Below are 26,206 nucleotides of genomic sequence, written 5' to 3' on the forward strand. Positions count from 1 at the left end.
GCGCCTCGGGTGACCGCCGCACCAGGGGTATTCGGAGAAAATTCCCACAAATCGGGCAAATTTTCACCTCGGGCCACCTGCCCGGGGCGCCCACCCCGGTCGGACGCTCAGACGCGGAGCGCGTCCTTGCGGAGGAACCGCTTGAGGCGCTGCCACGGCCAGGTGTTGATCACGTCCTCGGAGGTGAGCCAGGCGCGTTGGGCGGTGCCGATTCCGTACCTGGGGTAGGCGAGGTGGGGGGTGGCGTGGGCGTCGCTGTCGATCGAGAACTTCACGCCGTGACGTCTGGCCCGGAGCACGTCCTCGTCCCGCAGGTCGAGGCGCTGGGGCGAGCTGTTGATCTCGATCGCTGTCCCGGTCCGGGCGGCGGCGGCGAAGACGGCGTCCAGGTCGACGTCGATCGGACCGCGTCGGCCGATCCGGCGGGTGGTGAGGTGGCCGATGATGTGCACGTGCGGGTTCTCGCAGGCGCGGATCAGCCGACGGGTCTGGGCGTCCCGGTCCGCGCCGAAGTGGGAGTGGACGGAGGCCACGCAGACGTCGAAACCGGACAGGAACTCGCTCGGCCAGTCGACGGAGCCGTCGGGTCCGATGTTCAGCTCGGTGCCGTGCAGCAGTCGCATCCGCCGGTGCCGCCCGGCCAGTTCGCGCAGCCGCTCGCGCTGGGCGAGCATCTTCTCGTCCGTCATCCGCTGCATCACCAGGTCGGGCGCGTGGTCGGTGACCGCGTAGTAGGAGTAGCCGCGGGCGGCAGCGGTGTCGATCATCTCCTCCAGGGTGGCCAGCCCGTCGGTCAGATCGGTGTGGGTGTGCAGATCGCCGCGGAGGTCCGTCTCGGTCACCAGCTCCGGCAGTTCGCCGCGCAGCGCCGCCTCGATCTCGCCCCGGTCCTCGCGCAACGGTGGCGCGATCCAGGGCAGGCCGAGCGCGGTGTACACCTCCTCCTCGCTCGCCGACACGATCTTCTCGCCGCCCTCGGCGTCGAACAACCCGTACTCCGACAGCTTCAGGCCGGCCCGCACCGCCATCGTCCGGAGCTTGATGTTGTGGGCCTTCGAACCGGTGAAGTACACCAGGGCCGCGCCCCAGTCCTCCTCCGGGACCACACGCAGATCGATCTGGATCCCGTCCGTGGTACGGATCGAGGTCTTGGTCGGCCCGGTGCCGATCACCTCGGCCGCGAACGGAAGCGCCGTGAGCGCGGCCATCAGGGGTGCCGAATCCTCGGCGGTGGCCAGGACGTCGATGTCGCCGACCGTCTCGCGCATCCGGCGCAGCGAGCCCGCGTACGCGCAGCGGGTGCACCCCGGCACGGCCGTCAGCGTGGCGACGATCCGGTCGGCCAGTGCTGTGGCGGCGTCCAGCAGGGTCCGGCCGCCGGACTGCCGGATCAGTTCGATGCCGTGCAGGATCTTCTCGCCGCTGCGTTCACCCAGGCCGGGGACCTCGCTCAGTCGGTCGGCGCGGATCGCCGCGGCGAGTTCGTCGACGGAGGCGATGCCGAGATCACGGTAGAGCGCGAAGGCGCGCTTGGGTCCCACGCCGGGAACGGACATCATCGCGCGGACTCCGCCCGGGATCTCGGACCGGAGTGTCTCCAGCGCCTCGATCCGCCCGTCGGTGAGGTACTCGGCGATCTTCTCGGCGGTGGACCTGCCGACCCCGGGGATCTGCTGGAGCCCCTTCACGTCGAGGCCGTCGATGTCCTCGGGGTGGCCGCCGACCGCCCGGGCGGCCTTCTCGTAGGCGCGGACGCGGAAGGCGTCGCCGCCGGTGATCGAGATCAGGTCGGCGTACTCCTGCAGCAGCTCCCTGACCTTGTCGTTGAGCCGGGCCATGGGGTCAGTCTAGGTTCGCCGGTCGAATCGGGCCGGGTGCCGGTGGGCCACCGGCGGCCGGGGCGGGGGCGCGTGCGGACCGACGTGCGCCGGTGTGGTGCTCCCGCCGGTTGCCGGAGGCCGCCCCCGCTGGTCGGCGGGGGAGCAGCGGCTGGAGTGGCCCCGGGGCCGGATTGTCACCCGGGCGGCGGGGGCGCAGGCTTGGCGCAGGGCCGGGGAAGCGGCCCGCATCGGTCCGCCGCGGCACGGCGGACCGGTCCGCGAAGGACGAGGGGCAGGGCGATGACAGGCGGGAAGCTCTGGGGCTACGTCGCGTCGGGAGCGCGGGCGCTGGGCGGGCTCGGACCGCTCGGACGGTCCGGGGCGCTGGCGGGTGCGCGGTTGCTCAGGGGCGTGGGTGGTGGCGGCCGGCCGGAGCCGGACCGGCACGGATCGATGCTCGTCGCGCCGAACGGGGTAGTGGGTGCCGCGAGTCCGGGCCGGTCCGCGGCCGGCGGCATGGCCGGTCCGCAGCCGTTGTCGCGGCCCGAGCTGGAGCGGCTGCGCTGGATCGACCGGGCCGGCGGCTGTGTGCCGGACGCGAGGCACGTGCAGGTCGCCGAGGTGGTCGGACGGGTACTGCGGGGCGGTGGCCGCGGAGCATCGGTGGCGGTGCGGCTGCCGGTGGGGCTGCCGGTCGTGGTCGCGGACGCGCCGCGGCTGGAGGCGGCGCTGGCCGGGCTGGTCGATCACGCGATCCGTCGTAGTCCGGCGGGCGCCAGGGTGCTGGTCCGGGCCGACCCGTTGCCGGGGCCGGACGGTCTGTTGGGTGCGCGGGGCGGGGTGGGGGCGGGAGGGGTGTTCGGCAGAGGGGCGGCCGGGAAGGGCTCCCTGGGCAAGGGCTCCCTGGGCAAGGGGGCGCTCGCCGGGGGAGCGTTCGGCGGCCCGGAGGCGTGGACGGCCGAGCCCGCCCGGGTCGAGCTGAGGGTGGTGGACCGGGGTACGTCGGAGCCGCCGGAGACCCGTCAGTGGTTGCTCGCCGGGATGCACGGCGAGCCGGGCATCCCGGGTGCGGGCTGGGCGCCGGGTGGCGGCTTCGGTGGTCCCGGCAGCGGGGGCGGGAGCGGTTGGCCGGCCGGGGCCGCGGGGGACGCGAGCGACCCCCGGCGGCGGACGGCTGGGGCAGGTGGTGGGCCGGAGTCGGTCGGGCCGTCGATATCGGCTCTGGTGCGGGCGGCCGGCGGCCGGCTGAGGGTGGAGCAGACGGCCGGCGGCGGGCTCACGGTGGTCCTGGTACTGGCCGTCGCGCGGGACTGAGGGGCCCGCTCGGCCCCCGGGCCGTGCGGGCCGGTTCGGCGGTGGCCGTCGGCTCTGTTCGAAACCGCAAAGGATTATTCGCAAAAACCCTTTGCGAAGAACCCTTTGTGGTTCTACGGTACTGCCATGACCGATGACCGCCGGTGGCCGCACAGTCCGGACCCGCAGACCGATGTCGTGATCAATGCCAGGGGCCTGCGGGCCCTGGCCCACCCGGTCCGGGTGCAGCTGATCGGGCTGCTCCGGAAGAACGGCCCGTCCACCGCCACCAAGTTGGCCGAGCAGCTGGGGCTGAACTCGGGAGCGACCAGCTACCACCTCCGCCAGCTCGCCGCGTCCGGCTTCGTCGCCGAGGACACCGAGCGCGGCAATGCCCGCGACCGCTGGTGGAAGTCCGTCCACCAGGCCACCTGGTGGACGGATGCCGACCTGGCGGAGGAGGAGCCGGAGGCGGCGCTCGGCTACCTGCGGTCGATCGTCGCGGCCCACACCCTCACCGCGCAGACGGCGCTCAACTCCTACGAGACGATGACGCCGGAGTGGCGGCACGCGACGGACCTCAGCGACATGGTGCTCCAGCTGACCCCGGAGGAGGCCCGGACCCTGGCCCGGGAGATGTCGGCGGTGGTCGCCCGCTACCGCCGCATCGATCCGGGAGGGCCCATACCCGAGGGAACGGACCGGGTCGCCGTGATCGTCCAGGTGCTTCCCGAGCCGCAGGCCGTTGTCGACGACGCGTCGGAGGACTGGTCATGAGCGCGGACACCACGAAGCCGGCCCGGGTGTCGCCGCCCGAGCCGACCTCCGCCGACTCGGCCTCCGCTGCGGGGGAACGCAGCCTCCGGCCGCTGATCGGGGTGCTGACGGCGATGGCCGTCTCGCTCACCGGCACCCGGGTCTCGGCGATCGCCCTGCCGTGGTTCGTGCTGGCCACGACCGGCAGCGCCACGATGACGGGCGTGGTCGCGTTCGTCGAGCTCGCGCCGTACGTACTGGTCAAGGCATTCACCGGCCCCGTGGTCGACCGGCTCGGTCCGCGCGTCGTCTCCTGGACGACGGACGCCGTGAGCGCCGTCGCGGCGGGCCTGGTCCCGCTGCTGCACGTGCTCGGCCTGCTTCCGTTCTGGTTGCTGCTGGTCATGGTCGCGGTGATCGGCGCCGCTCGCGGTCCGGGGGACCTCGCCAAGGAGGTCATGGTCGCCGAGGCGGCCGACCGGGGCCGGATACCCATGGAGCGGGCCACCGGCCTGGCCGGGGTGACGGAGCGGCTGGCCACGACGATCGGACCGGCGGTCGGCGGCGGGTTGATCGCCCTGCTCGGTCCGATGGCCGGCTTGACGGTGAACGCGGTCGCGTTCGCGCTCGGCTCGCTCGTGATCGCGGTCGCGCTTCCCCGGGGGATGGGCCGCCAGTCCGCTGGAGCGCCCCGGGCGTCCGGGCCGGCGACCGCGCCGACGGGAAGCGGGGGTGCGGTCGAAGCCCCGGTCGAGGACGGGGACCCGCCGGTCGGCTACTGGCGCATGTTCCGGGAGGGCTTCACCTTCCTCCGGGGCGAGCCGCTGCTGCTGACCGTCATCGTGACGGTCGCGGTGACCAACCTCCTGGACGCGGCCTTCATGACCGTGCTCGTGCCCGTCTGGGCCCAGGAAACGGGCGGTGGCCCGGCCGCGATCGGCCTGACCGGAAGTGCCTGGGGGATCGCGGCGGTGGCCGGCAGCCTGATCGCGGCGGCGGTTGCCCACCGCCTGCCGCGCCGGACGGTGTTCTTCGTCGGCTTCCTGCTCGTCGGTGCCCCGCGCTTCCTCGTGCTCGCCATGGACGCGCCGATGGGCGTGGTGATCGCGGTCTTCGTGGTCAGCGGCTTCGGCGGTGGTTTCCTCAATCCGATCCTCGGCGCCGTCCAGTTCGAGCGGGTGCCCCGCCACCTGCTGGGCCGGGTCAACGCGTTGGGCGACTCGCTCGCCTGGGCGGGGATCCCGATGGGCGGCCTGCTCGCGGGCGCGGCCGTGTCCATGGTCGGCCTCGTACCGGTGCTGCTCGCGTGCGGCGGTCTGTACATCGCCACCACCGCGCTGTCCGGCCTGAGGCCCGAGTGGCGGGAGATGGACCGCAATCGTGGCCGTGCCCCGGTGGCGGCCTCTGACGCGAGCAGCGCCCCGGAGCAGAACCTCCCCGGCCCGACGGTTCCGCTGCCCGGCTGAGCAGGTCGGGCACGGGCGGCCGCAGTGGCCCGTGCTGCCGGACAGCCCGCGCCCCGGGCGGCCGCCCACCGGATGCCTACGCGCTCCGGGGGAGAGGGGCCGGGGGTGGTGAGGCCGTCCAGCGGAGGAGAAGGACGGAGGTGAGGGCGGCGAGGGCGCACCAGGTCGAGACGAAGGCGAGTTGCCAGAGGAGGGCACAGACCAGGGCGCCGATTCCGGTCAGCAGGCCGAGGCGGCGCAGGAGACGGTCGCCGCTGAGGAGGAGCGAGCCGACGGTGGCGACGAGATAGCCGGAGAGCAGGAGAGCGGGGTACGGGGCGCCGAGGCTGTAGTCGAGCGTGTGGGCATGAGCGGTGGCGCCGACGGGGTGGGTGGCGACGGTGTGGGCCAGGGGCACGGCGACAAGGAAGCCGAGGATCACGAACCCGGTGAGCAGGCGCTGACGGGGGCGGTCGACCCGGGCGGCGCAGCGGACGCCGATCGGGACCAGGAGCGGGAGCAGGGGCAGGGCGATCACCGCCCAGGCGGTGCGGGCCCAGTCGGCCGGTGCGGGCGGCAGGTCCCCGTCGGTGCCGAACCAGACCGCGGCCTCGATCAGCTGGTGCACCCCGAGGACGAGCGGAAGGGTGGCGAGCGGCAGGCGCTCGGGTAGGCCGGCGCGGTGGGCGCGTACCAGGCAAAGCACGCCGACGGCCGTCACGGCGCTGCCGACGACGAGGTCCGCCTGGGCACTCCAACACATGGGGTCTCCGGTGGTCGGCAGCGGGTGGGTCGGTCGGTCAACGGCCCTGGGGGCGGTCGGTCAGCCGGGGTCGGCGGGACTGCCGGTGCCGGCGTCGGGGCCATCGGCGGTCGAAGCCCTGGGCGGGCGGTCGGCCGGGCCCGGAGGTTCGGACGAGGAGTCCGCTCCGACGGTGCCGCTGCCGGTGACACCTCCGGGGCGGCCCTCAACGGCACCGGGGACCGTACCGGTCGGTTCCGGGCTGTCGCTGTCGCTGTCGCTGTCGGTGGGGTTGCCGGTGCCGGTGCCGGTGTCTGTTCTGGCGCCGACGGTGCCCGGGAGGGCGGGGTGGCGGCCGATCACCACGACACCGATCACGATGGCGACCAGACCGATCACCTCCCAGGCCAGCGCCCCCGGGGTGACCCGGAGGCGGTCACCGAGGAAGCCGACCGCGCAGGCGATACCGGAGATCGGTTGCGCGGCGGTCAGCGCGGGGAGGGACATCCGCAGCGGCGCCGCCTCGAACGCGCTCTGGACCAGCAGCAGGCCGACCACACCGGCCGCGACGACGGCGTACGGCTGCCAACTACGAAGGACGGCGTCCAGTCCCTGGTGGTCGAGGCGTTGGGTGGTGGTGCGGGTGAGCGCGTCCTGGAGCCCGTAGAGCAGGCCCGCGGCCAGCGCGAGCAGAGTCGCCTCCTCGAACAGCGGCAGCCGACGGGCGAACGAGACCAGCAGAACGGTCAGTCCGACCACCGTCCCGATCACCAGCCAGTGCCGCAGTTCGCTCGCCGGCGGGCCGCCGCCGGTCGGACGGCCGGCCACGATGAACACCGTCACCCCCAGCGCCAGCAGCAGCACCCCCGCCCAGCCGGAGCGTCCCAGGGTCTGGCGGGTCAGCACCCTGGCGAGCGCCATCGCGAAGATGAGGTTGGTCGCGAGGAGGGGCTCGACCAGCGACACCTCACCCTGGTTGAGGGCGAGCGCGGAAAGGATCAGGCCGATGACCATGAAGCCGGTGCCGAGCAGCCACTCCGGCATCCGAAGCAGGTCCAGCAGCAGACGCCAGTGCAGCAGGTCGGCACGCGGGGCCCGCTGCGCCGCGTGCTGCTGGAGGACGAATCCGAGGCCCAGGAAGCAGGCGGCACTCAATGCCAGAAGGAAGACCGCCACGGAGGGACCGCCCGATGGTTGCCGACCGCGCCGCACCGCGTGGCTCCGGGGCCTCGGCGGGGGTGCGCCCAGGTGGGTTCGGTGGTCCGGAGCAGGGTGTTCGCGGCATTGGCGCGCTGTGGCCAGCCTACCGCCGGGCCGGTACGCCGACCCCCCGGGAACGGTCCGGGCGTGGCGCCGGGAGCGGTCCCGTCGGCCTCACGGAACGGGCATCCGGTGGGCGGGGCCGGGCCGCCCCGGTGCCCGCTTGCCGCCGTCCCGCCCACGGGCGCACGCTGGTGTGAGCGGCCGTCGCGGGAGCACCGCCCGGACCGGCCCGGGCGGGCGCGACGTGCGCCGGCGCCAGGAGGTGTGGCATGCACAACCAGTGGGATGTGGAGCTGAGCTTCGAGGAGGACGGTGTCCACACCGGATGCCAGGCGAGGCTGACGGGCGCCCGGGCGCCGGGTCTCACGGCACACGGGGAGGCGACCAAGAGCACGGAGGACCGCCCGCTCGCCAGGATCGGCGAAGAGGTCGCGGCCTCCCGGGCGCTGGAGGCACTCTCGCGCAAGCTCCGGGCACAGGCGACCGGGGAGATCGACGACGAGGGGCACCGGCCCGGGTACCTGATCTACTGAGCCGGATCCCACCGGCCCGGCCGCGCGAACGGCCGGGCCCGGGACGCTGTCACAGGCTCAACAGAAGATCCCGGACCGCCGCCGGCCGGGACAGGAACGGGTGGTGGCCGGCGTCGAGTTCGACGACGCTGCCGGCCCGACGGGCGAACTCGCGCTGCCGCTGGGGCGGGGTGCCCCGGTCGTCGGCGCAGACGAGGTAGGTCGAGGGCACCTGCCGCCACGCCGCCGCGCCGACCGGCTGCGCCGTCACGTGAACGCTCTGCCGGGCGAGGTGGTCCACCGCCCGGAGCTGGTCCTCGGGGGCGCAGTCCTGGAGGAAGGTGTCCACGAGCAGCTCCGGCCGGACGCCGAAGGTACCCTCGCCCGGGTCGACGTCCAGGAACGGGGCGGGGCCGTCCTCCCCGAAGTCCGAAAGGCTCTGTCCGACCTCGGGCAGGTAGCTGGAGACCAGCAGCAGATGGCGCACCGAACCGATCCCGGCGGCGGCCTCCGCGGTGACGATTCCGCCGTAGCTGTGGGCGACCACGACGGTCGGCTCGTCGCCGGCCCGCAGCACCCGTCGTACCGCCGCCACGTCCTCGGGCAGCCCCGGCCCGCCGCTACCGGACGGCAGGCCCGCCTCACCGCAGCTCGGCAGCTCGGGGGCCACGCTCGGCACCCCGCGTTCCCGCAGCAGCTCGGCGGTGCGGTGCCACCACCAGGACCCGTCCCGCACACACGCCCCGTGCACGAACACGACCCTCATCGCCACCTCCACGTCGGCCCCGACGGCTTCTCGCCGACCATGTTCGCCCCCTTGCCCGGCGCCGGCCACCCACCACCCGTCCGGCGACCGGCCCCTGCCCCCGCCCCTGCCCCCGCCCCGGCCCCCGCCCCGGCCCCCGGCCCGGCCCCCGGCCCGGCCCCCGGCCCGGCCCCCGGCCCCTGCCCCCGGCCCGGCCCCCGGCCCGGCCCCCGGCCCGGCCCCCGGCCCCTGCCCCCGGCCCCCGGCTTTCCGCCGCGTCCCGTACCGGCTCACCGTCGGCCGGCCGCTGGAGTCGCGGCCGTTTCGGGCCTTCCCGGAGCCCGGGGTCCGACGGCGCAGGGGTGGTGGGCGTCGGGAGGGTCGGGTGGGGGTAGAGGTGGGGTTCTGGGCGTGTTCAGCGACTCCGGGGAAGGGGCGATGAGGTGGAGCCGTCGCAGACGCCGACGCAGCTGGTCCGACTGCTGCGCGGGCTGACGTCCGAACTGGATCTTTTCGGCGCGGAGTTCGCCGCGCGGAACGGCCTGCATCCGACGGATCTGCGGGCGCTCATCCATCTGCTGGACGCCGGGCGGGTCGGGGCGGTGGTCACTCCGGGGCGGCTCGGTGCGGCGTTGGGGTTGAACTCGGCCGGGACGACCGGGCTGGTCGACCGGCTGGAGCGGCTGGGTCTGATCCGGCGCGAGCGCGACGACGAGGACCGCCGCAAGGTCCGGCTGCTGGTGGAGGAGCGGGCGGTCGAGCTCGGCGAGGTCTTCTTCGGAGGTCTGATCACCGATCTGATGGCCGCGATGGGAGCTTTCGGGGAGGCGGAACTCGCGGTGGCGCGAAGGTTCCTGGTGGCGATGACCGGGGTGGTGGCCTCGGCCCGGGCGGACTAGGGAGCGCCTCTACGCCGGGCCGAGCGTCCAGGCGACCAGGGACAGGGTGGCCATCGAAACGAGGGTCGAGGCGAGCACGGAGTCCCGCGCGAAGACGGTGCCGTGGTTGTACTCGCGGGCGTAGGTGAACACGTTCTGCGCCGTGGGCAGGGCCGAGAACAGCACCACGGTGAGCAGTTGGTGCGGCGGCAGGTCGAGGACCAGGGCGCCGACCACCCAGGCCACCAGCGGCTGGACGAGGTTCTTGATCGCGACCACCGTCCCGACCTCCAGGTAGCGGGAGGCGCCGGTGACCGTGGGCGGGTGGCAGATCGACAGGCCGAGCGCCACCAGGGCGGTCGGTACCGCGGCACCGCCCAGCAGTTCGCAGGATCGATTCAGCTCGGCCGGAGGCTGCCAGCCGGTCGCCGAGAGCAGGGCGCCGAGGCCCACCGCCAGCAGGATCGGATTGCGCAGCGGCAGGGTGAGCGCCGCCCGGAGGCCCGCCCGGCCGGAGTCCAGCACGGTCAGCACCGCCGGGGTGACCACCAGGATCTGGAACAGCACCACCGGGCCGACGAAGGAGGCGTCGCCGAGCACCTGCACGGCCACCGGTATGCCGAGGTTGGCCGAGTTGACGTACCCGGCGGCCATCCCGCCGAGCGTCCGCTCCGGCCACCCGCGGCCGAACAGCCGGTACGAGGCGAGGAGTCCGAGCCCGCCCGCCACCACGCTGCTCGCGGTGAACGCGACCATGGAGGGGTTGGCGAACCGGTCCAGCGGTGTACGCGCGATCATCAGGAACAGGGCGGCGGGCATGGCCGCGTGGAAGACGAACCGGTTGAGCACCTGTTCGGCGTGGTCGCCGAGCAGCCCGCCGCGGCCCAGGACGTAACCGACGCCGGTCAGGGCCCAGATCGGGGCGAAACCGGACAACAGCGGGTGCAGGCTGGGCATGGCTTCCTCGGCGCGGTCGGCGGACGGACCTTCGGAGTGGTTGTCGGGGCGCGTGTCAGGGGGTGCGTGTCGGGGCGTGTGCCAGGGCGGTTGTCGGCCCGGTGGGGCACCTCGGAAGTCAATCAGCCGCCCGGACGCCGTCGGTGGGCAGGCCCCCGCGCGGTCGGGCGGGCCGGGCGCCTACGATGGGCGGCGTGGACCATCTGAGCCTGGCCGAGGTCGAGCGGATCGCCCGTACCGCGCACGCGGGGCAGACCGACAAGAACGGCCACCCCTACGCCGAGCACCTGGCGGCGGTCGCCCACGGGGTGGCGGCGCGGGGTGGCAGTGCCGAGCAGATCGCGGCCGGCTGGCTGCACGACGCCGTCGAGGACGACGCGCTGACCCGCGAGTGGCTGGCCGGGGCCGCCCTGAGCGACGCCACCAAGGCGATCGTGGACGCGCTCACCAAGCGTCCCGGCGAGCCGCTGGAGGAGTACACCGCACGTATCCTCGCCACGCCGGGCGCCCTCGTCGTCAAGCGGGCCGACCTGGCGCACAACTCCGACCCGGCCCGGCTGGCGAGCCTCGACCCGGCGACCGCCGAGCGGCTGGCCGCCAAGTACCGCCGCACCCGGGAACTGCTGGGCCTGGCGGCGGAGTCCGACTGACGCGGGTCGTCCCGTGATCGGCCCGCTGTCCGCCCACGATCGGGCCGTGGTCACGAGTCGGCGCACCCGCGATCGGGCCGTGGTCACGGGACGGCACGCCCGCGGTCGTGGGCGGTTCCGCCGAGCAGCCGGTTCGGCGAGGAGTCCGGAGGCGCCGGTGACGCGCGGTGGCGGTTCCGTCCGGTGCGGGAGTCGAGAGGCCACGAGGCTTCCCGGGTCCACGGCGGTCCTTCAGGAGCCACGCGGGCGGTTCCTGTCACACCGAGAAATACTGCGGCGGAGGCGGCCCGGGGCGGGCGGACCGGCCCCGGCCGGGAGCAGCGCGCCGGCTCAGCGCGTGATGAATGTGGCCCCGTCGGCGAGGCGGACGGCCGCGGCGGTGGCGCCGACCAGTTCGGTGGCGGCGGACGGGATCGTGATCAGCCGCGGCAGCACCGGCACCCGGCCCTGGAGACGGGACTCGATCGCGGGCAGCATCCCGCCGCCGCTCTCCCGGAGCAGCCGTCCGCCCAGGGCCACGAGTTCGGGGCCGAGCACGCCGATGGTCCGCGCCACCAGCAGAGCGAGGTCGTCGGTGAACTCGTCCACCAGCCGCACCGCCGCCGGCACACCGGCCCGGGCCAGCCGGAAGAGTTCGGCGACCCGCTCGGCCGAGGTCCCGGCCACGTCCAGGCCGGCCTCGGTGATCCGCCGGTCGACGGCCGCGTCGCCGATCCGCGCCTGAGTGTCGCCGGTGCGCCCGGCCGGACGTTCCAGGGCCCGGGGGTCGGTCATCAGGTGGCCGAGGGCGCCGGCCGACCCCAGGCGTCCCCGGTGCAGCCGACCGCCGAGCACGATCCCGGCGCCGACCTCGATCCCGACCGTCACGGCGACGAGGTCGCTCACGCCCGCGCCCGCCTCGCCGTGCTGGACGGCCAGCGCGACCAGGTCGACATTGCTCTCGACCGCCACCGGCACGCCCAGCCGTTCCTGGAGCGGCGCGCGCAGCCGCAGCCCGGGCCAGTCGAGCACCGGTGCGAACTCCACCAGCCCGGTGCCGCGGTCCCGGACCGCCCCGGGCACCCCGACCACCAGGGCGCGCGGCGTGCCCGCGTGGCGCGCGGCCCAGCGGTGCAGGCCGTCGACGAGGGCCAGCAGCGGTCCGGTGAGGTCCTCGGCGGACGGTTCGCGGGTGCGGTCGGGGCCGAGCACCGGCGCCCACTGCCGCTCGGTCTCGTGCAGCACGGTGCCGTGCAGGTCCGTGACCACGCCGACGACCCGGCGCGGCCGGAGCGCCACGGCCAGGACGGTCTGCGCCCCGGCGTTGTAGCGGATCAGCTGCGGCGGCCGGCCGCCGCTGGACGGCGCGCGCTCGGGCTCCACGATCACCAGCCCGGCCGTGCGCAGCGCCTCGACCAGGCGGTGCACGGTCGCGGTGGAGAGTCCGCTCTCGGCGGCCAGCCGTTGCCGGGAGAGTGAGCCGTTGCGGCGCAGCACCTCCAGCAGCACGGTCCGGTTGACCTGCGCCACGGTCCGGGTGGTGGCGGTCGCCGGGCGCGGGGGCTTGGGCACCGGGTGCTCCTCGAACGGGGCGGGGCGGGGCCGGGCACGGCCCGAACGGCGGCGGGACTTCGTCTCGGCCCGAATATATCCGCTGGGCACGACGGGCCGGGCGGACACGCGACCGGAACGCACGGCCCGGCCGGAGCCGGTGAGGGCGGCAGCACCGGGAAAGGACAGCACCGGGAAAGCGGGGAACGGCCGAAGGCCCGGCCGCGCGGATCGCGCGCGGCCGGGCCTCGGTCACCCCGGTGGTCCCTGTCCGACCCCGGGGTGAGGGGGGACAGATGGTCCGGATGCCGTCGCCGTGGAGGATTCCTCGGGTCGGCCTAGTACCAGTGGTGGTTCTGCCAGAAGGTCCAGGCGGCGTTCGGGCTGCCGTAGCGGCCGTTCATGTAGTCGAGCGCCCAGCGGATCTGGGTGGTGGCGTTGGTCTTCCAGTCGGAGCCGTGGGTGGCCATCTTGGAACCCGGCAGCGCCTGCGCCAGACCGTACGCACCCGAGCTCGGGTTGGTCGCGGTCACGTTCCAGCTGGACTCGTGGGAGATGATCTGGTTGAACGCGGAGAGCTGGTTCGCCGGCACGATCTGCGCGGCGATGGCCTGCGGGGAGGCGGTCGCGGCGGAGGCGGTGGCGGGCATGACACCGGCCCCGATGGCGGTCAGACCGGCGGCACCGGCAAGAAGAGCGGCCGAGGTACGCATACGAAGCTTGAAAGCGGGCATGAAGAACTAGACCTCAATCAGGTTGGGCCGGTGCTCGCCCCGCCCGGACCGTGGCCGGACAGGGGCCGTAACGGTCGCGGGGCGCGCATCGGCAGCAGTTCGTGAAGAGCCGCTCTCCGGTGGGACAGGTACCGGGGGCGGCTGGCGACGAGAGCCATTGTTGCCAGACCGGATCGGCCCCCGCCAAGACCCCTCCACTACGACGGACCGTCGTAGCGATCTCGCGCGCCGTGGATTCGAAGGCCGCCCGCCGTGCCGCCTGACCTGCGCGTCGTGTGCCCCTGTCCCGCACCCGGCCCGAGCACTACTCCCGGTCGTGCCGACGGAATCCCTGTGAGCGCACTCACCGTTTGCGCCCGCCGCCCGTCACCCACGGCCGCACGCCCGCCACGACGCGTCGCTGTTGATCTGAGACCGGCACCACAGCCGGGATCGGCGGTCGGAGGCGGGGGGTGTCAGAGACGGAGGGTGAGGTCGCCCAGACGCCGGTGGCGGGTGGTGCGGGCGGTGAGGCGGTCGGTGGTGGGGGTGGCGGTGAGGTCGGCGAGGGCGGTGGCGACGGCCCGGCCGAGGCGGGCGCAGAACGCGGCCGGTTCGTCGGCGGCGTCGGGGAGCTCGGGGACCACGGTGTCGACCAGGCCGACGGCGGCGAGGTCGTGCGCCCCGATGCCCTGGGCGCGGGCCAGGTCGGGGGCGTGGGAGCCGTCGCGGTGGACGATCGCGGAGGCGCCTTCCGGGGGGAGCGGGGCGAGCCAGGCGTTGGCGGCGGCGAGGACGCGGTCGGCGGGGAGAAGCGCCAGCGCACCTCCGCCGGAGCCCTGGCCGAGGAGGACGGCGAGGACGGGGGTGCGCAGCGAGAGCAGGGTGGTGAGGCAGTGGGCGATCTCCACGGCCACGCCGTCCAGCTCCGCCTGGGCGGAGAGTTCGGCGCCGGCCGTGTCGACGACGGTGACGAGGGGGAGGCCGAGTTGTTCGGCGACCCGGGCGGTGCGGCGGACGGAGCGCAGGTCGGCGGCGGTGAAGGGGCGTTCCCGGGCGCCGGCCCGGCGCTGCTGGCCGACGACCACGGCCGGCTGGCCGTCCAGGACGGCGAGGGCCCGGACGAGGGCTCCGTCGCGGCCGCCCGGGGAGTCGAGGAGGACGAGTTGCTCGGTGGTGCGGCGCAGCAGTTCGCGGGTGCCGGGGCGGTCGGGGTCGCGGGTCCGGAGCACGGCCTCCCAGGCGTCGGGCTGTTCGGCGACGGCCGGGGGAACGGTGGCCGGGGGAGCGGAGGAAGGAGAAGGAGGAGGAGCGGGCAGGGCGCGGCGGGTCAGGACGGACAGGGAGCGGCGCAGGACCTCGCGCAGTTCCTCGGGCGCGACCACCGCGTCGACCAGGCCGCGTTCGGCGAGGGTCTCGGCGCGTTGCACCTCGGACGGCAGCCGGACGCCCCGCAGTTCCTCGTACACGCGCGGGCCGAGGAACCCGAGGCGTGCTTCCGGCTCGGCGAGGACCAGGTGCCCGAGGGTGCCCCAGGAGGCGAACACCCCGCCCATGGTGGGGTTGCGCAGATAGGTGAGGTAGGGCAGTCCGGCCGCCCGGTGGGCCTGGACGGCGGCGGTGATCCGCAGCATGCACAGGAACGCCGCCGACCCCTCCTGCATCCGCGTGCCGCCGGAGACCGGGAGGGCGATCAGGGGGAGCCGGGCGGCGGTGGCCTGTTCGACGGCCCGGGTGATCCGCTCGGCGGTGGCCACGCCGATCGACCCGCCGAGGAAGCCGAACTCCGAGGCGATCAGGGCTGCTTGTCCCCCGCCGATCCGGCCGATGCCGGTGACGACCGCTTCGTCGATACCGGTCCGCTCCCGGGCACGGGCCAGGCTCGCCCGGTAGGCGGCGTCACGCGGTTCGGCGGTCACCGGTTCGTCCCAGCTCACGAAGGAGCCGGGGTCGACCAGCAGTCCGATCAGCTGATGTGCCGTGAGGGACATGCTCATCTGCTCCACCCCATCGTCCGGTCCGCGTCCGCGCCGAGGAAGATCACCATAGGGCGCGGGGGGAACGCGGTGGGGGATTGGGCGCCGGGTGTGAGGAGGTCGACAGCGGCGGGAGCCCGGGGAACGGCTCCCTCCGGCGGGGGAGGGGGATCGGGCCCGCGCACGATCCCGGGGAGACCGGTGGGGGCGGAGGGTGGAGACATGACGACGACGGACCTGACCACGAGCGGGATCACCCCGGCCGCCGAACGACCCGTCCCCTTCTGGGCGCTGCGCGCCGCACGGGCGCTGCCCCTGCTCGCCCTGCCGGTGTGCCTGTGGCGGCTGCCGTTCGGGTTCGGGTTCCGGATGGGGATGGACATGCCGCGCGAGGACCTCCCGCTCTGGGTGACGGTGCCCTACGTCCTCGCGTTGAGCCTGCTGTCCGAAGCCTTCGCGTTGCTCTGCTCCGGGCTGGTCCGGCCGTGGGGCGAGCGGGTGCCCGGCTGGCTCGTGGTCGCCGCCGGGACGGTGGCGGGCGGCGCGTTCACGGCGTTGACCGTGCAGTGGGTGCTCACCACCTTCGAGCTCGCGGGCTTCCACGACGTCGGCTTCGTCAACGGTTGGTGGCGGGCGCTGGCGACCGTGGTGAGCGGGCTGTTCGTGCTCTGGGGACCGCTGATCCTCGCGCTGACGTACTCGTACCGGCGGCGACGACGGCACGCTCGACTCCCGGACCCGACGGTCAGCGGGTAGTGGCGAGCGCCTCGGTGCGGGCCTCGTCGTGGCGCAGGGCGACCAGGTGGGCGAGGGCGTCGTGGGTGCCGAGCGGGGTGCTGGTCCAGTGGGCGCCGGTGGCGGCGGCGCGGTCGGCGAAGAAGCCGGGGGCGAGCAGATGGGTGGCGACGGCGACGTGGCGGTGGCCGGCGCGGTGCAGGGCGGCGACCGCCTGCGCCGGGGTGGGGCGGGCGGCGGACAGGAACGCCGGGACGACCGGGCAGCCGTCGCCCAGACGGTCGGCGAGCAGCTCGGCCGTCCGCGCGGTGTCGGCGTTGGCGGCCGGGTCGGAGGAGCCCGCCGCCGCGAGGACCACCGGCCCTCCGCCGACCGGGCGCCCGGCGGAGGCGAGCCGGTCGGCGAGCGCGGCGGCCAGCAGCGGGTGGGGGCCGAGCGCCCGCGCGAGCGGAAGCCGGGCCAGTCCGGCGGCGGCGAGGGCCTCGGGCAGGTCCACCCGCAGGTGGTAGCCGCCGCCGAGCAGCAGCGGGACGAGCACGGCCGTTCGCCCGTCCAGCGCGGCGAGTGCCTCGGGCAGGGAGGGGCGGGCCAGGTCGAGGAAGCAGCAACGCACGTCGAGCCCCGGGCGCAGCGCGCGGACCCGGCGCAGCAGCGCGTGGCTCGCGGCGACCCCGGCGGCGGACCGGCTGCCGTGCGCGACGGCGAGCAGGACAGGACCCTCCGTCGCCCGCGCGCGCGGTAGCCCGGGGCCGGCGGCGGACCGGCGAGCGGGGGCGACAAGGCCGAGCGTCCCGGCCACCCCGGTAGCCCCGGTGACCAGGGTGGCCCCGGCGCCAGCACCGTGCCCGTCGGGCGGCCGCGCCCCCATCAGCCCACCGCCAGCCGGTAGCCGCGCTTCGGCACGGTGCGGATCAGCTTCCCGTGCGGCCCGAGCGCCGCCCGCAGCCGCCCGACCGCCGCCTCGACGGCGTGCTCGTCGACGGTGTGCTCGTCGGCGGCCACGTCCGGCCAGGCGGTGCGCAGCAGGTCCGCGCGGCTGAGCACGTGCCCGGGGCGTTCGGCGAGCGCGCGCAGGACGGCGGCGCCGCGCGGGCTGAGCAGGCGGCTCTCCCCGTCGACCAGGGCGGCGTTGCCCTGGAGGGTCAACCGGGTGCTCCCCAGGTCGAGTTCGCGGCGGCCCCGGCTCGGCAGGGTCTCCGCGAGCAGTCGGACCAGCGAGCCGAGCCGTCCGCGCTCGGGAAACTCCGCGGGCAGGCCCAGGTCGGCGAACGGCCGGGCGCAGAGGGCGCCGACGCAGACCGGCAGCACGTCCCCGCGCAGTGCGTCGAGCAGCGCGTCGCGAAGGCCGTCGGCGGCAGCCGTCGCGACGAAGGCGCTGACCGCGGGCGCGCTGGTGAAGGCGAGGGCGTGGACCTGGCGGCGGACGGTCTGCTCGACCAGCCGCCGCACCGGGGCCGGGTCGTCGGGCGGGGCCCAGCGGTAGACCGGGACCGAGATCACCTCGGCGCCGCGTTCGCGCAGCGCGGCCGCGAAGTCGTCGAGCCGCACCCCGTGTTCCTGGACGGCGATCCGCCGGCCGGCCAGCGGGCGGGCGAGCAGCCAGGTCAGCAGTTCGCCGGTGGCCTCGGAGCCGGGGGAGAAGCCCTCGCCGAGGCCACTGGCCCGGACGGCGCCGGTGGCCTTGGGGCCCCGGGTGAGGACGACGGCCCGTCGGCACACGTCGGCGAGGGCGGCGCCCCGGCCCCAGCCCTCGGCGGCGCTCATCCAGCCGCGCCAGCCGACGCCGGTGGTGGCGACCACGTAGTCGAGCGGCGCGGCCAGGCATGCCTCGGTCGCCCGGCGCAGTGCGAGGTCGTCGGCGAGCGGCATGATCCGCAGCACCGGCGCCTCGACGACCTGCGCGCCGCGCCGGGTGAGCAGCGCGGTCAGCTCGTCCCGGCGGCGGGCGGCGGTCACCCCGATGGTGAAGCCGGTGAGGGGTCCGGGCCGCGGGGTGGGGCGCGGTCCGGTGAGGGTGGTTGTTGCCATGGCCGAAAGGGTGCGGGCCGCTCGTTACGGGCCGATTGCCCGGCCGTCACCCGGGCGTTAGCGAACGGGCCGCTCCCGTTACGGGGGATGTCCGAAGCCGCACCTCGGACGGTACCGGGCGTGAGCGAGGCGTACCGGGGGCGCAACACGGCGGACCCGGAGGCGAAACGACCACCGGCGAGATTTCTCGGCACCGGCCCCTCCGCCACCCCACCCCACCGCATCCGCTCCGCACCCACCCCACCCCACCCCACCCCACCGCACCACCCCGAGGAGTCACGCATGACGTCGCACAGGGCCGAGCCGCCGCTGGACCTCGTCCTGGTCGGCCACGGCATGGTCGGCCAGCGCTTCCTGGAGTCCTGGACCGAGCAGCCCGGCGCCGGGCGCCGGCGGGTCACCGTGCTCGCCGAGGAGCCCCGCCCCGCCTACGACCGGGTCCACCTCAGCTCGCTCTTCGAGGGCCGTACGCCCGAGGACCTCACGCTCTGCCCGCCCGGCTTCCTCGCCGAGCACGGCATCGAGCTGCGCCTCGGCGATCCGGTGACCGCCGTCGACCGGGCCGCCCGCACCGTCACCACCCGCTCCGGCGCCAGGCTGCGCTACGACGACCTGGTGCTGGCCACCGGCTCGGCCCCGTTCGTGCCGCCGGTGCCCGGTCGGGACGCCGTCGGCTGCCATGTCTACCGCACGGTCGAGGACCTCGACGCGATCCGGGCCGACGCGACCAGGGCCGTGGTGGCGGGCGGCGGTACCGGTGTCGTGGTCGGCGGCGGCCTGCTCGGTCTGGAGGCCGCCGGCGCGCTGCGGGCGCTGGGACTCACCACCCACGTGGTCGAGTTCGCCCCGCGCCTGATGGCCGTCCAGGTCGACGAGGGCGGCGGCGCGGTGCTCCGCCGCAAGATCGAGGAACTCGGCGTCACCGTCCACACGGCGGCCGCCGCGAGCGGGGTCGCCACCGGTCCGGACGGTGCGGTGCGCGGCCTGCTCCTGTCGGACGGCCGCGAACTAGCGGCCGATCTGGTGGTGTTCTCGGCCGGTGTCCGCCCCCGCGACCAACTGGCCCGGGACTGCGGCCTGGCGGTCGGCCCGCGCGGCGGCATCGTGGTCGACGAGCGCTGCCGCACCGAGGATCCGGCCGTCCTCGCCATCGGCGAGTGCGCCCAGGCCGCCGACGGCCGGGTCTACGGACTGGTCGCCCCCGGTTACCAGATGGCCGAGACGGCGGCCCGTGAACTCGCCGGCCGCCCCGGGCCGGGCTTCACCGGTGCCGACACCTCGACCGAGCTCAAACTGCTCGGTGTCGACGTCGCCAGCTTCGGGGACCCGCACGGCAGCGCCGAGGGCGCGCTCGACGTGCTCTACAGCGACGGTCGGCTCGGCGTCTACCGCAAGCTGGTGATCGGCTCCGACGGCGCCCTGCTCGGCGGCGTCCTGGTCGGCGACACCGACGCGTACGGGATCCTGCGCCCGCTGGCGACGGCCGGCCGACCGCTCGCCGTCCCGCCCGAGCAGCTGGTGCTGCCCGCCGGATCCGCCGCCGCCGGCCCGGTCGCGCTGCCCGACGACGCGGTGCTCTGTTCCTGCCACAACGTCACCCAGGGGGCCGTCCGCACCGCCGTCCGGGAGCAGGACGCGGCGAGCGTCGCCGACGTCAAGAAGTGCACCCGGGCCGGCACCGGCTGCGGCAGCTGCCTCAAGCAGCTGACCACCGTCGTCACCGAGGAGCTCACCGCCGCGGGGGCGGCGGTCGGGACCGGTCTGTGCGAGCACTTCCCGCAGAGCCGGGCCGAGTTGTACGAGATCGCGCTGGTCACCGGTATCAGCACCTTCTCCGCGCTGGTCGACCGGCACGGCACCGGCGAGGGCTGCGACATCTGCAAGCCGACCGTCGCCTCGATCCTGGCCAGCCTCTCCAACGGCCACATCCTGGACGGCGAGCAGGCCGCCCTCCAGGACTCCAACGACCACTTCCTCGCCAACCTCCAGCGCAACGGCTCCTATTCGGTGGTGCCCCGGGTGCCCGGCGGCGAGATCACCCCGGACGGCCTGATCGCGATCGGCGAGGTGGCCCGTGACTTCGGCCTCTACACCAAGATCACCGGCGGTCAGCGGATCGACCTGTTCGGCGCCGGCGTCGACCAGTTGCCCGCCATCTGGGCCAGGTTGGTGGACGCCGGCTTCGAGTCCGGGCACGCCTACGGCAAGGCACTGCGCACCGTGAAGTCCTGCGTCGGCGAGACCTGGTGCCGCTACGGCGTCCAGGACTCGGTCGGCCTCGCCATCGAACTGGAGCTGCGCTACCGGGGGTTGCGCTCCCCGCACAAGCTCAAGTCGGCGGTCTCCGGCTGCGCCCGCGAGTGCGCCGAGGCCCGCAGCAAGGACTTCGGCATCATCGCCACCTCCACCGGCTGGAACCTCTACGTCGGCGGCAACGGCGGAATGACGCCCCGGCACGCCGACCTGCTCGCCGCCGACCTGGACCGCGGGACGCTGATCCGCACCATCGACCGCTATCTGATGTTCTACATCCGGACCGCCGACCGGCTGGAGCGCACCTCGGTCTGGCTGGAACGGCTCGACGGTGGTCTGGACCACCTTCGCGCGGTCGTCCTGGACGACACGCTCGGCATCGCGGCCGAACTCGACGCCCTGATGGCCCGCCACATCGATTCCTACCAGGACGAGTGGGCCGCTACGCTGGCCGACCCGGACCGGCTCCGCCGTTTCGCCTCGTTCGTCAACGCTCCCGGTACCCCCGACCCGGCCGTCACCTTCGTGCCCGAGCGCGGCCAGATCCGCCCCGCCCGCCCCGACGAGGACGGCCACGTCCTCCCCGCCCCCGCTCCCGCCCCGGTCCTCGTGGCCGGCCCCCGACTGGAGGTGCTCGCCAAGTGACCGTGGAGATCCACGACGGCACCCGCTGGCAGCCCGTCTGCAGCCTCGACGACCTGCAACCGGGCCGCGGCGTCGCCGTCCTGCTGCCCCCCGCCGACACCCAGGTGGCCCTGTTCGTCGACCGCTCCGGCGCGCTGTACGCCGTCGACAACCGCGACCCGTTCAGCGGCGCGCAGGTGCTCTCCCGCGGCCTGCTCGGCAGCCGCGAGGGCCGGCCGACGCTCGCCTCGCCGATGTACAAGCAGACCTTCGACCTCACCGACGGCCGCTGCCTGGACGAGGACACCGCCCCCGACGGCACCCCCGCGGTGCTCCGCCGGTGGCCGGTCCGCGCCACGGCGACCGACCCCCGGAAGGAACAGCGGCCATGACCACCGACCCCTGGAAGGAACAGCGGCCATGACCACCGACCCCTGGAAGGAGCGGCGGCCATGACCACCGCCCTCGGCGCCCGCCCGGCCCGGACGGCCGACACCCGCACCCTCACCCACTGGGACCCGGAGGACCACGAGTTCTGGGAACGCACCGGCGCCCGCACGGCCCGCCGCAACCTGATCCTGTCCGTCCTCTCCGAGCACATAGGCTTCTCGGTCTGGAGCCTGTGGTCCGTCCTGGTCCTCTTCCTCGGCCCGGAGTACCACATCGACCCGGCCGGCAAGTTCACCCTGACCGCCCTCCCCACCGCGCTCGGCGGACTGCTCCGGCTGCCGTACACCTACGCCGTCGCCCGGTTCGGCGGCCGCACCTGGACGGTGGTCAGCGCCCTGCTGCTGCTGGTTCCGACCGGCCTGGCGGCACTCGTGCTCACGCCCGGCGTCTCCTACGGCACCCTGCTCGCGGTGGCCTGCGTCGCCGGAGTCGGCGGCGGAAACTTCGCCTCCTCGATGGCCAACATCAACTCCTTCTACCCGCACCGCCTCAAGGGCTGGGCCCTCGGCGTCAACGCGGGCGGCGGCAACCTCGGCGTCCCCGCCGTGCAGCTGCTCGGCCTGCTGGTGCTCGCCACCGCCGGCGCCGCCCACCCCCGGCTGCTGCCGCTGATCTACCTGCCGCTGATCCTGGCCGCCGCCGCGCTCGCCTGGCGCCGGATGGACAACCTCCCGACCGTGCCCCGGGAGCCCGGCGCCCCCGCCGACCGCTCGCTGCGCGAGGTCGCCCGCGACCCCTACGGCTGGGCCGTCTCCACCCTGTACATCGGCACCTTCGGCTCGTTCATCGGCTTCGGGTTCGCCTTCGGCCAGGTGCTCCAGGTGCAGTTCCACGACCGCTTCGACACCCCGGTCAAGGCCGCCGCGCTCACCTTCCTCGGCCCGCTGCTCGGCTCCCTGCTGCGGCCCGTCGGCGGGCGGCTCGCCGACCGCTGGGGCGGCCCCTGGGTCACCCTGGTCACCTTCGTCGCGATGGGCGCCGGCACCGCCGTCGTCCTGGCCGCCTCCCGGGCCGGCTCGCTGTCGCTCTTCCTGGCCGGTTTCATCGCGCTGTTCGTCCTCAGCGGCCTCGGCAACGGCTCGACCTACAAGATGATCCCCGCCCACTACGAGGGCCGGGCCCGCCTCGCCGTCGCCGACGGCGCCGACCCGGCCACCGCCGAGGCCACCGCCCGGCGCCGCACCGCCGCGCTGATCGGCCTGGCCGGCGCGATCGGCGCCTTCGGCGGGGTGCTGGTCAACCTGGCCTTCCGGCAGTCCTTCCTCGGCAGCGGCAACGGGGACGACGCCTACCTGGCCTTCCTGATCGCCTACCTGTGCTGCTCCGCGCTCACCTGGGCGGTCTGGCTCCGGCCCGGCGCCCGGCGCTGACCGGGACGCCGTCGGCCCCGGGCGCAGGAAGCGCGCCCGGGGCCGACGGGTCAGCTGTGCCTGGTCGAGCCGCAGGCGCCGTTCGCCAGGGAGAGGAAGCCGTAACCGCGGACCAGGGAGGCGGCCACGGGCGACCTGCAGATCCACCCGAAGACACCGAAGATGTTGCGCAGCGCCCAGCCATGGGCATCTGCGGTGTTCCACTCGTTGGCGCGCACCGTGTTGTACAGGATGTACGCGAAGGAGGAGGTGGCGAGCGCGTACCCGATCCGGTGGGACGGCTCCTCCACCGCCGGATTCCCGTCGAGGCTGCGCACGGTGAGCACGCCCTGGTCGTCACCCGGCCGGGTGCGCCCGTTGTAGACCTGGCCGACGTACCGGCCGACGGAGTACGGCACGATCGCGTTCGGGTCGTGCAGGACCGGATCGGTGCCCTGGTCCCCGCGTTGGACGACCCGCACGCAGGAGCGGTCGGCCCCGCCGCCGTAGTACGGCGGGGGGAGGTAGCCGATGGCCCCGAGGAAGAACGAGGAGCTGTCCATCGCGGCGCCGTCGACGCCGAGGCGGTCCACGAGGAGGTGGCCGGCCAGCACCGGCACGATGGTGGCGTCCGGCAGCGAGGAGCCGATCTGCCGCCAGTTGGTGATCTCGCAGTTGTAGATGCCCAACAACTGGGCCTTGGTCAGGTTCGCCGGGGCGTTGCCGCCCGCCGGGGCGGCCCAGCTGACCGCGTCCTTGGCCATCGCCACGAACAGGTCGGTGCTGGGGTCGGTGGTCGCGGGCCCACGGGTGGAGCGCGCGAAGTCGACCGCGCTGCTGGTGGTGTTGTTCAGAGTGAGGATGCCCGGGCCGCTCCGGTCGGGCCGGACGATCGGGGTCGCGCCGGTCTTGGTCGTGATCGCCGTGGTGCCGGTCGCGTCCCAGCTGTACAGCCGGGGCGAGGTAGTGTCCCCGGCGGCGGCCAGTGAGGCGTTGTAGTCGGTGGAGAACTGGTCGAACAGCAGCTCGGTGGTTCCCGCCCCCACACCGACGATGTCGGTCGCGGCCGGCTGCGGAGGATCGGCGAGGGCGGGGGTGGTGACGGCGAGGGCCAGTGCGGAGGCCAGGGCGAGGGCCGAGGCGGCCCGGGCGGCGAGGCGAAGCATGGGGCGGACTCCCGGTCGGGGGGGACGGTTCGGTCACCGGCATCCTGGAGTCGCCCGTCCGGCGCCCGACAGCCCCCGGCGCCCGGGGACGCACGGCGCACCGCAGGTCATCGCCGGTCCTCCGGCCCTTCCACCGCCACCTGTTCTTCCTCCGGTGGGGCCCCGGCCACCCGTTCCGGGCCGGGCGGGCGGTGGGGCCCCGCGTTGTTAGGGTCGGGGCATGGCAGCGAGCAGGACAGGCATCGGCGGTCCCGGTTGTAGTCCCCGTCCACCCGCGCGGTTGCGGCTCGACGCGCGGCGCAACCGCGACCTCCTGCTCGCCACGGCCCGCGACCTGTTCGCGCGGCACGGCCTGGACGTCCCGCTCGACCAGATCGCCAAGGAGGCGGGCGTCGGCAACGCCACCCTCTACCGGCACTTCCCGACGCGTGAGGCCCTGGTCGGCGAGGTCTTCGCGAACGCCGCGGACCTGCTCGCCGAAGCCGGGGAGGAGGCGCTGGCCACCGAGGACGCCTGGAGCGCGATCGAGGGCTACTTCGAGCGGATCTTCGAACTGGTCGCCGCGGACCGGGGGATCAACGACCTGGTCACCCGGGCCGTCCCGACCGTCCCCGGACTGATCGGGATCAGCCGGCGCAACGCCGCCCGGGTCGGCGCCCTGGTCGCCCGCGCGCAGGAGCAGGGCACCATGCGCGCCGACGTCGTCACCATGGACCTGCTGTTCATGGTCGGCGCGCTCTGCCGGGCCCTGCCCGCGGCCACCGAACTGCGCCCCGACCTGTGGCGCCGCCACCTCGCGCTGCTGCTCGACGGCTTCCGCGCCCGGGCCGTCCACCCGCTGTCCGTCCCGCCGGTCGGGGAGGAGCGGTTGGACCGGGTGTTCGCCGAGCTCTGGGAGGCCGACTCCCCGGCCGACACCCCCGCCGCGACCCCGGCCCACCCACCGGTTGCCTCTCGCGCCGCCGCACCGGCTGCCACCCCGGCCGCCGTCTCGCCCGACGCGTCGCCCGAGGCACCGCCCACCGCCTGACCGCCGCCCCCGTCAGGGACCCGTACGGACCGGCCCCGCCCGCGTCAGAGCCCCGTCAACGAACCGTTCTTCCCCCGCCGCCCCGGCTTGGCTGGCACCGACGACACCGGTCATCAGCGACCGGTGACCGGTCGGAAGGACGGACAGCGCCATGGCGGACCAGCCGACAGCCCTCACCGAAGAACCGGGGGCACCGGAGGACGACGGCCGGGGCCGGATCGTGGTCGGCGTCAGCGGCTCGCTCGGCAGTCTCGCCGCCCTGCACCGCGCCGTCGCCGAGGCCCGCCGGACCGACGCCGAGGTGCTCGCCGTGCACTGCTGGACCCCGGTCGGCGGCGAGTTCGGCTACCGCCGCTCGCCCTGCCCGCCGCTCCTCTCCGCCTGCCGCGACGCGGCCGCGACCCGGCTGCGCGAGGCCCTCGACCAGGCGTTCGGCGGCGCCCGGCCGGGCGCCCGGGTGCGCGCCGTGGCCGTCCGCGGCGAGACCGGGCAGGCGCTGGTCCGCTGCGCCGACCGGCCGGACGACCTGCTCGTCCTCGGCGCCGGCCCCCGCGGCCTGCTCGCCCGCACCCTGCGCCCCTCGATCACCGCCTACTGCGTGCGGCACGCCGCCTGCCCGGTGCTGGCCGTGCCGAAGCCGCCGCTCCAGCGCGAACTGGAGGCCATGGAGCGCCGCCCCCGGACCAGGCTGACGGTGACGGTGTGACCGTCCGCCTCGCCCCCTCGATGTCCGCCGCGGTCGCCCTCACCGCGTCCGCCGCCCTGCTGCCCGCGCTCGCCGTGCTCGGCGAACTCCGTCCCACCTGGGTCGCGTTCGCCGCCTACGCCGCCGTCTGTGCCGCCGTCGGCGGCCGCTCCCGTCCGTCGGCCGCCCCGCTGATCGGCCCCGCGGCCTGGCTCTTCCACAACGGCTTCGTCGAACACCGGCACGGCGCCCTCGGCCTCGCCGTCCCGGCCGCCGAGGCCGTCCACGTCCTCGTCCTCACCGCCGCCGCGTTCGCCGCGGCCCTCGTCGCCGCCCTTCTCCCGGCTCCGCACGGCCCCCGGCCCGGTGGCCGGCAGCGCACGGCGGTGACTGCTTCGAGCTTCCCGGGACCGGTGCCGGACCGAGCCCGGAGCGGCCCGTCACGCTGGCGGAGGTGCTCCGGGTGACCGGGCGCGGGCGCACCCCGGCCGACACCGCCCGCCGCCTCCAGGACCTCGGCCTCACCCCCGCCGGGGACGTCGTCCACGAGTGACCCGCAGTCACCCGGCCGTTCCCCGTGGTTCGGACACCCGTTCTGAGCTGGTA

At 75.0% G+C, this 26,206-nt stretch carries 23 protein-coding genes and 1 pseudogene; 13 read left to right on the plus strand and 11 right to left on the minus strand.

Annotated features, from left to right (window positions below):
* Positions 1 to 107 precede the first annotated feature (107 nt).
* The gene (gene polX, locus ACIQ9P_RS29535) at positions 108 to 1,838 is read right to left on the minus strand and encodes a DNA polymerase/3'-5' exonuclease PolX (protein ID WP_402362669.1); all 1,731 of its coding nucleotides are present in this window, start codon (positions 1,836 to 1,838) and stop codon (positions 108 to 110) included.
* Positions 1,839 to 2,120: 282 nt separating this feature from the next.
* Between polX and ACIQ9P_RS29540 the strand changes: the two genes are divergently transcribed.
* From ACIQ9P_RS29540 to ACIQ9P_RS29550, 3 genes are all read left to right on the plus strand, one after another.
* A complete protein-coding gene (locus ACIQ9P_RS29540) occupies positions 2,121 to 3,134 on the plus strand; it encodes a hypothetical protein (protein ID WP_402362672.1) in 1,014 nt (337 codons plus the stop codon).
* 126 nt (positions 3,135 to 3,260) lie between these two features.
* Positions 3,261 to 3,890: a helix-turn-helix domain-containing protein gene (locus ACIQ9P_RS29545; protein WP_402362675.1), complete on the plus strand. Its 630-nt coding sequence runs from the start codon at positions 3,261 to 3,263 to the stop codon at positions 3,888 to 3,890.
* Complete coding sequence (locus tag ACIQ9P_RS29550) at positions 3,887 to 5,335, plus strand: MFS transporter (protein ID WP_402362678.1); 1,449 nt, start codon at positions 3,887 to 3,889, stop codon at positions 5,333 to 5,335. Before ACIQ9P_RS29545 ends, ACIQ9P_RS29550 begins: the two co-directional genes overlap by 4 nt.
* 76 nt (positions 5,336 to 5,411) lie before the next feature.
* On the opposite strand, the gene ACIQ9P_RS29555 is transcribed toward ACIQ9P_RS29550, so the two are convergent.
* Positions 5,412 to 6,077 carry a DUF6629 family protein gene (locus ACIQ9P_RS29555; protein WP_402362681.1) on the minus strand — a complete coding sequence of 222 codons (666 nt, stop codon included), beginning with the start codon at positions 6,075 to 6,077 and terminating at the stop codon, positions 5,412 to 5,414.
* A 315-nt stretch (positions 6,078 to 6,392) separates the two neighbouring features.
* Positions 6,393 to 7,232 (minus strand): annotated as a pseudogene (locus ACIQ9P_RS29560) (DMT family transporter); the annotation flags it as partial.
* Positions 7,233 to 7,588: 356 nt separating this feature from the next.
* On the opposite strand from ACIQ9P_RS29560, the gene ACIQ9P_RS29565 reads away from it, so the two are divergent.
* Entirely contained in the window at positions 7,589 to 7,852 is a 264-nt protein-coding gene (locus ACIQ9P_RS29565) for a dsRBD fold-containing protein (protein ID WP_402362684.1), read from the plus strand.
* Positions 7,853 to 7,901: 49 nt separating this feature from the next.
* Here ACIQ9P_RS29565 and ACIQ9P_RS29570 read toward each other — a convergent pair whose 3' ends face one another.
* On the minus strand, positions 7,902 to 8,597 hold the full coding sequence (locus ACIQ9P_RS29570) for an alpha/beta fold hydrolase (protein WP_402362687.1): 696 nt from the start codon (positions 8,595 to 8,597) through the stop codon (positions 7,902 to 7,904).
* A 422-nt stretch (positions 8,598 to 9,019) separates the two neighbouring features.
* Here ACIQ9P_RS29570 and ACIQ9P_RS29575 point away from each other — a divergent pair, with 422 nt between their 5' ends.
* Complete coding sequence (locus tag ACIQ9P_RS29575; protein WP_402362690.1) at positions 9,020 to 9,475, plus strand: MarR family winged helix-turn-helix transcriptional regulator; 456 nt, start codon at positions 9,020 to 9,022, stop codon at positions 9,473 to 9,475.
* A 9-nt stretch (positions 9,476 to 9,484) separates the two neighbouring features.
* Here ACIQ9P_RS29575 and ACIQ9P_RS29580 read toward each other — a convergent pair whose 3' ends face one another.
* Positions 9,485 to 10,411, minus strand: coding sequence for an AEC family transporter (locus ACIQ9P_RS29580; RefSeq protein ID WP_402362693.1), 927 nt, complete (start codon positions 10,409 to 10,411; stop codon positions 9,485 to 9,487).
* A 185-nt stretch (positions 10,412 to 10,596) separates the two neighbouring features.
* Here ACIQ9P_RS29580 and ACIQ9P_RS29585 point away from each other — a divergent pair, with 185 nt between their 5' ends.
* Entirely contained in the window at positions 10,597 to 11,061 is a 465-nt protein-coding gene (locus tag ACIQ9P_RS29585; RefSeq protein WP_402362697.1) for an HD domain-containing protein, read from the plus strand.
* A gap of 330 nt (positions 11,062 to 11,391) precedes the next feature.
* Here ACIQ9P_RS29585 and ACIQ9P_RS29590 read toward each other — a convergent pair whose 3' ends face one another.
* From ACIQ9P_RS29590 to ACIQ9P_RS29600, 3 genes are all read right to left on the minus strand, one after another.
* Positions 11,392 to 12,612: an ROK family protein gene (locus ACIQ9P_RS29590; RefSeq protein WP_402362700.1), complete on the minus strand. Its 1,221-nt coding sequence runs from the start codon at positions 12,610 to 12,612 to the stop codon at positions 11,392 to 11,394.
* A 317-nt stretch (positions 12,613 to 12,929) separates the two neighbouring features.
* The gene (locus ACIQ9P_RS29595; RefSeq protein ID WP_402362703.1) at positions 12,930 to 13,325 is read right to left on the minus strand and encodes a transglycosylase SLT domain-containing protein; all 396 of its coding nucleotides are present in this window, start codon (positions 13,323 to 13,325) and stop codon (positions 12,930 to 12,932) included.
* Between the two features lie 455 nt (positions 13,326 to 13,780).
* A complete protein-coding gene (locus ACIQ9P_RS29600; protein ID WP_402362706.1) occupies positions 13,781 to 15,295 on the minus strand; it encodes a carboxyl transferase domain-containing protein in 1,515 nt (504 codons plus the stop codon).
* A 207-nt stretch (positions 15,296 to 15,502) separates the two neighbouring features.
* On the opposite strand from ACIQ9P_RS29600, the gene ACIQ9P_RS29605 reads away from it, so the two are divergent.
* Positions 15,503 to 16,036, plus strand: coding sequence for a hypothetical protein (locus tag ACIQ9P_RS29605; protein ID WP_402362709.1), 534 nt, complete (start codon positions 15,503 to 15,505; stop codon positions 16,034 to 16,036).
* Here the strand turns inward: ACIQ9P_RS29605 and ACIQ9P_RS29610 are convergent.
* Positions 16,026 to 16,883, minus strand: a complete 858-nt coding sequence (locus ACIQ9P_RS29610) for a sirohydrochlorin chelatase (RefSeq protein ID WP_402362712.1) — start codon at positions 16,881 to 16,883, stop codon at positions 16,026 to 16,028. The genes ACIQ9P_RS29605 and ACIQ9P_RS29610 overlap by 11 nt on opposite strands.
* Entirely contained in the window at positions 16,883 to 18,043 is a 1,161-nt protein-coding gene (locus ACIQ9P_RS29615) for a uroporphyrinogen-III synthase (RefSeq protein WP_402362715.1), read from the minus strand. The genes ACIQ9P_RS29610 and ACIQ9P_RS29615 overlap by 1 nt, the downstream gene beginning before the upstream one ends.
* A 282-nt stretch (positions 18,044 to 18,325) precedes the next feature.
* Here ACIQ9P_RS29615 and nirB point away from each other — a divergent pair, with 282 nt between their 5' ends.
* From nirB to ACIQ9P_RS29630, 3 genes are read left to right on the plus strand one after another with little or no spacing between them, the layout of a single operon-like run.
* A complete protein-coding gene (gene nirB, locus ACIQ9P_RS29620; RefSeq protein WP_402362718.1) occupies positions 18,326 to 20,941 on the plus strand; it encodes a nitrite reductase large subunit NirB in 2,616 nt (871 codons plus the stop codon).
* Entirely contained in the window at positions 20,938 to 21,312 is a 375-nt protein-coding gene (gene nirD / locus ACIQ9P_RS29625; RefSeq protein WP_402362721.1) for a nitrite reductase small subunit NirD, read from the plus strand. The genes nirB and nirD overlap by 4 nt, the downstream gene beginning before the upstream one ends.
* Positions 21,313 to 21,372: 60 nt before the next feature.
* On the plus strand, positions 21,373 to 22,740 hold the full coding sequence (locus ACIQ9P_RS29630) for a nitrate/nitrite transporter (protein WP_402362724.1): 1,368 nt from the start codon (positions 21,373 to 21,375) through the stop codon (positions 22,738 to 22,740).
* Between the two features lie 50 nt (positions 22,741 to 22,790).
* On the opposite strand, the gene ACIQ9P_RS29635 is transcribed toward ACIQ9P_RS29630, so the two are convergent.
* Entirely contained in the window at positions 22,791 to 23,885 is a 1,095-nt protein-coding gene (locus ACIQ9P_RS29635) for a substrate-binding domain-containing protein (RefSeq protein ID WP_402362727.1), read from the minus strand.
* Between the two features lie 280 nt (positions 23,886 to 24,165).
* Between ACIQ9P_RS29635 and ACIQ9P_RS29640 the strand changes: the two genes are divergently transcribed.
* From ACIQ9P_RS29640 to ACIQ9P_RS29650, 3 genes are all read left to right on the plus strand, one after another.
* On the plus strand, positions 24,166 to 24,915 hold the full coding sequence (locus ACIQ9P_RS29640; protein WP_402362730.1) for a TetR/AcrR family transcriptional regulator: 750 nt from the start codon (positions 24,166 to 24,168) through the stop codon (positions 24,913 to 24,915).
* A 151-nt stretch (positions 24,916 to 25,066) separates the two neighbouring features.
* The gene (locus tag ACIQ9P_RS29645) at positions 25,067 to 25,621 is read left to right on the plus strand and encodes a universal stress protein (RefSeq protein WP_402362733.1); all 555 of its coding nucleotides are present in this window, start codon (positions 25,067 to 25,069) and stop codon (positions 25,619 to 25,621) included.
* Positions 25,618 to 26,067, plus strand: coding sequence for a hypothetical protein (locus ACIQ9P_RS29650; RefSeq protein WP_402362736.1), 450 nt, complete (start codon positions 25,618 to 25,620; stop codon positions 26,065 to 26,067). The genes ACIQ9P_RS29645 and ACIQ9P_RS29650 overlap by 4 nt, the downstream gene beginning before the upstream one ends.
* Positions 26,068 to 26,206 lie beyond the last annotated feature (139 nt).

The organism is Kitasatospora sp. NPDC094019 (assembly GCF_044764505.1).
Lineage (GTDB): Bacteria > Actinomycetota > Actinomycetes > Streptomycetales > Streptomycetaceae > Kitasatospora.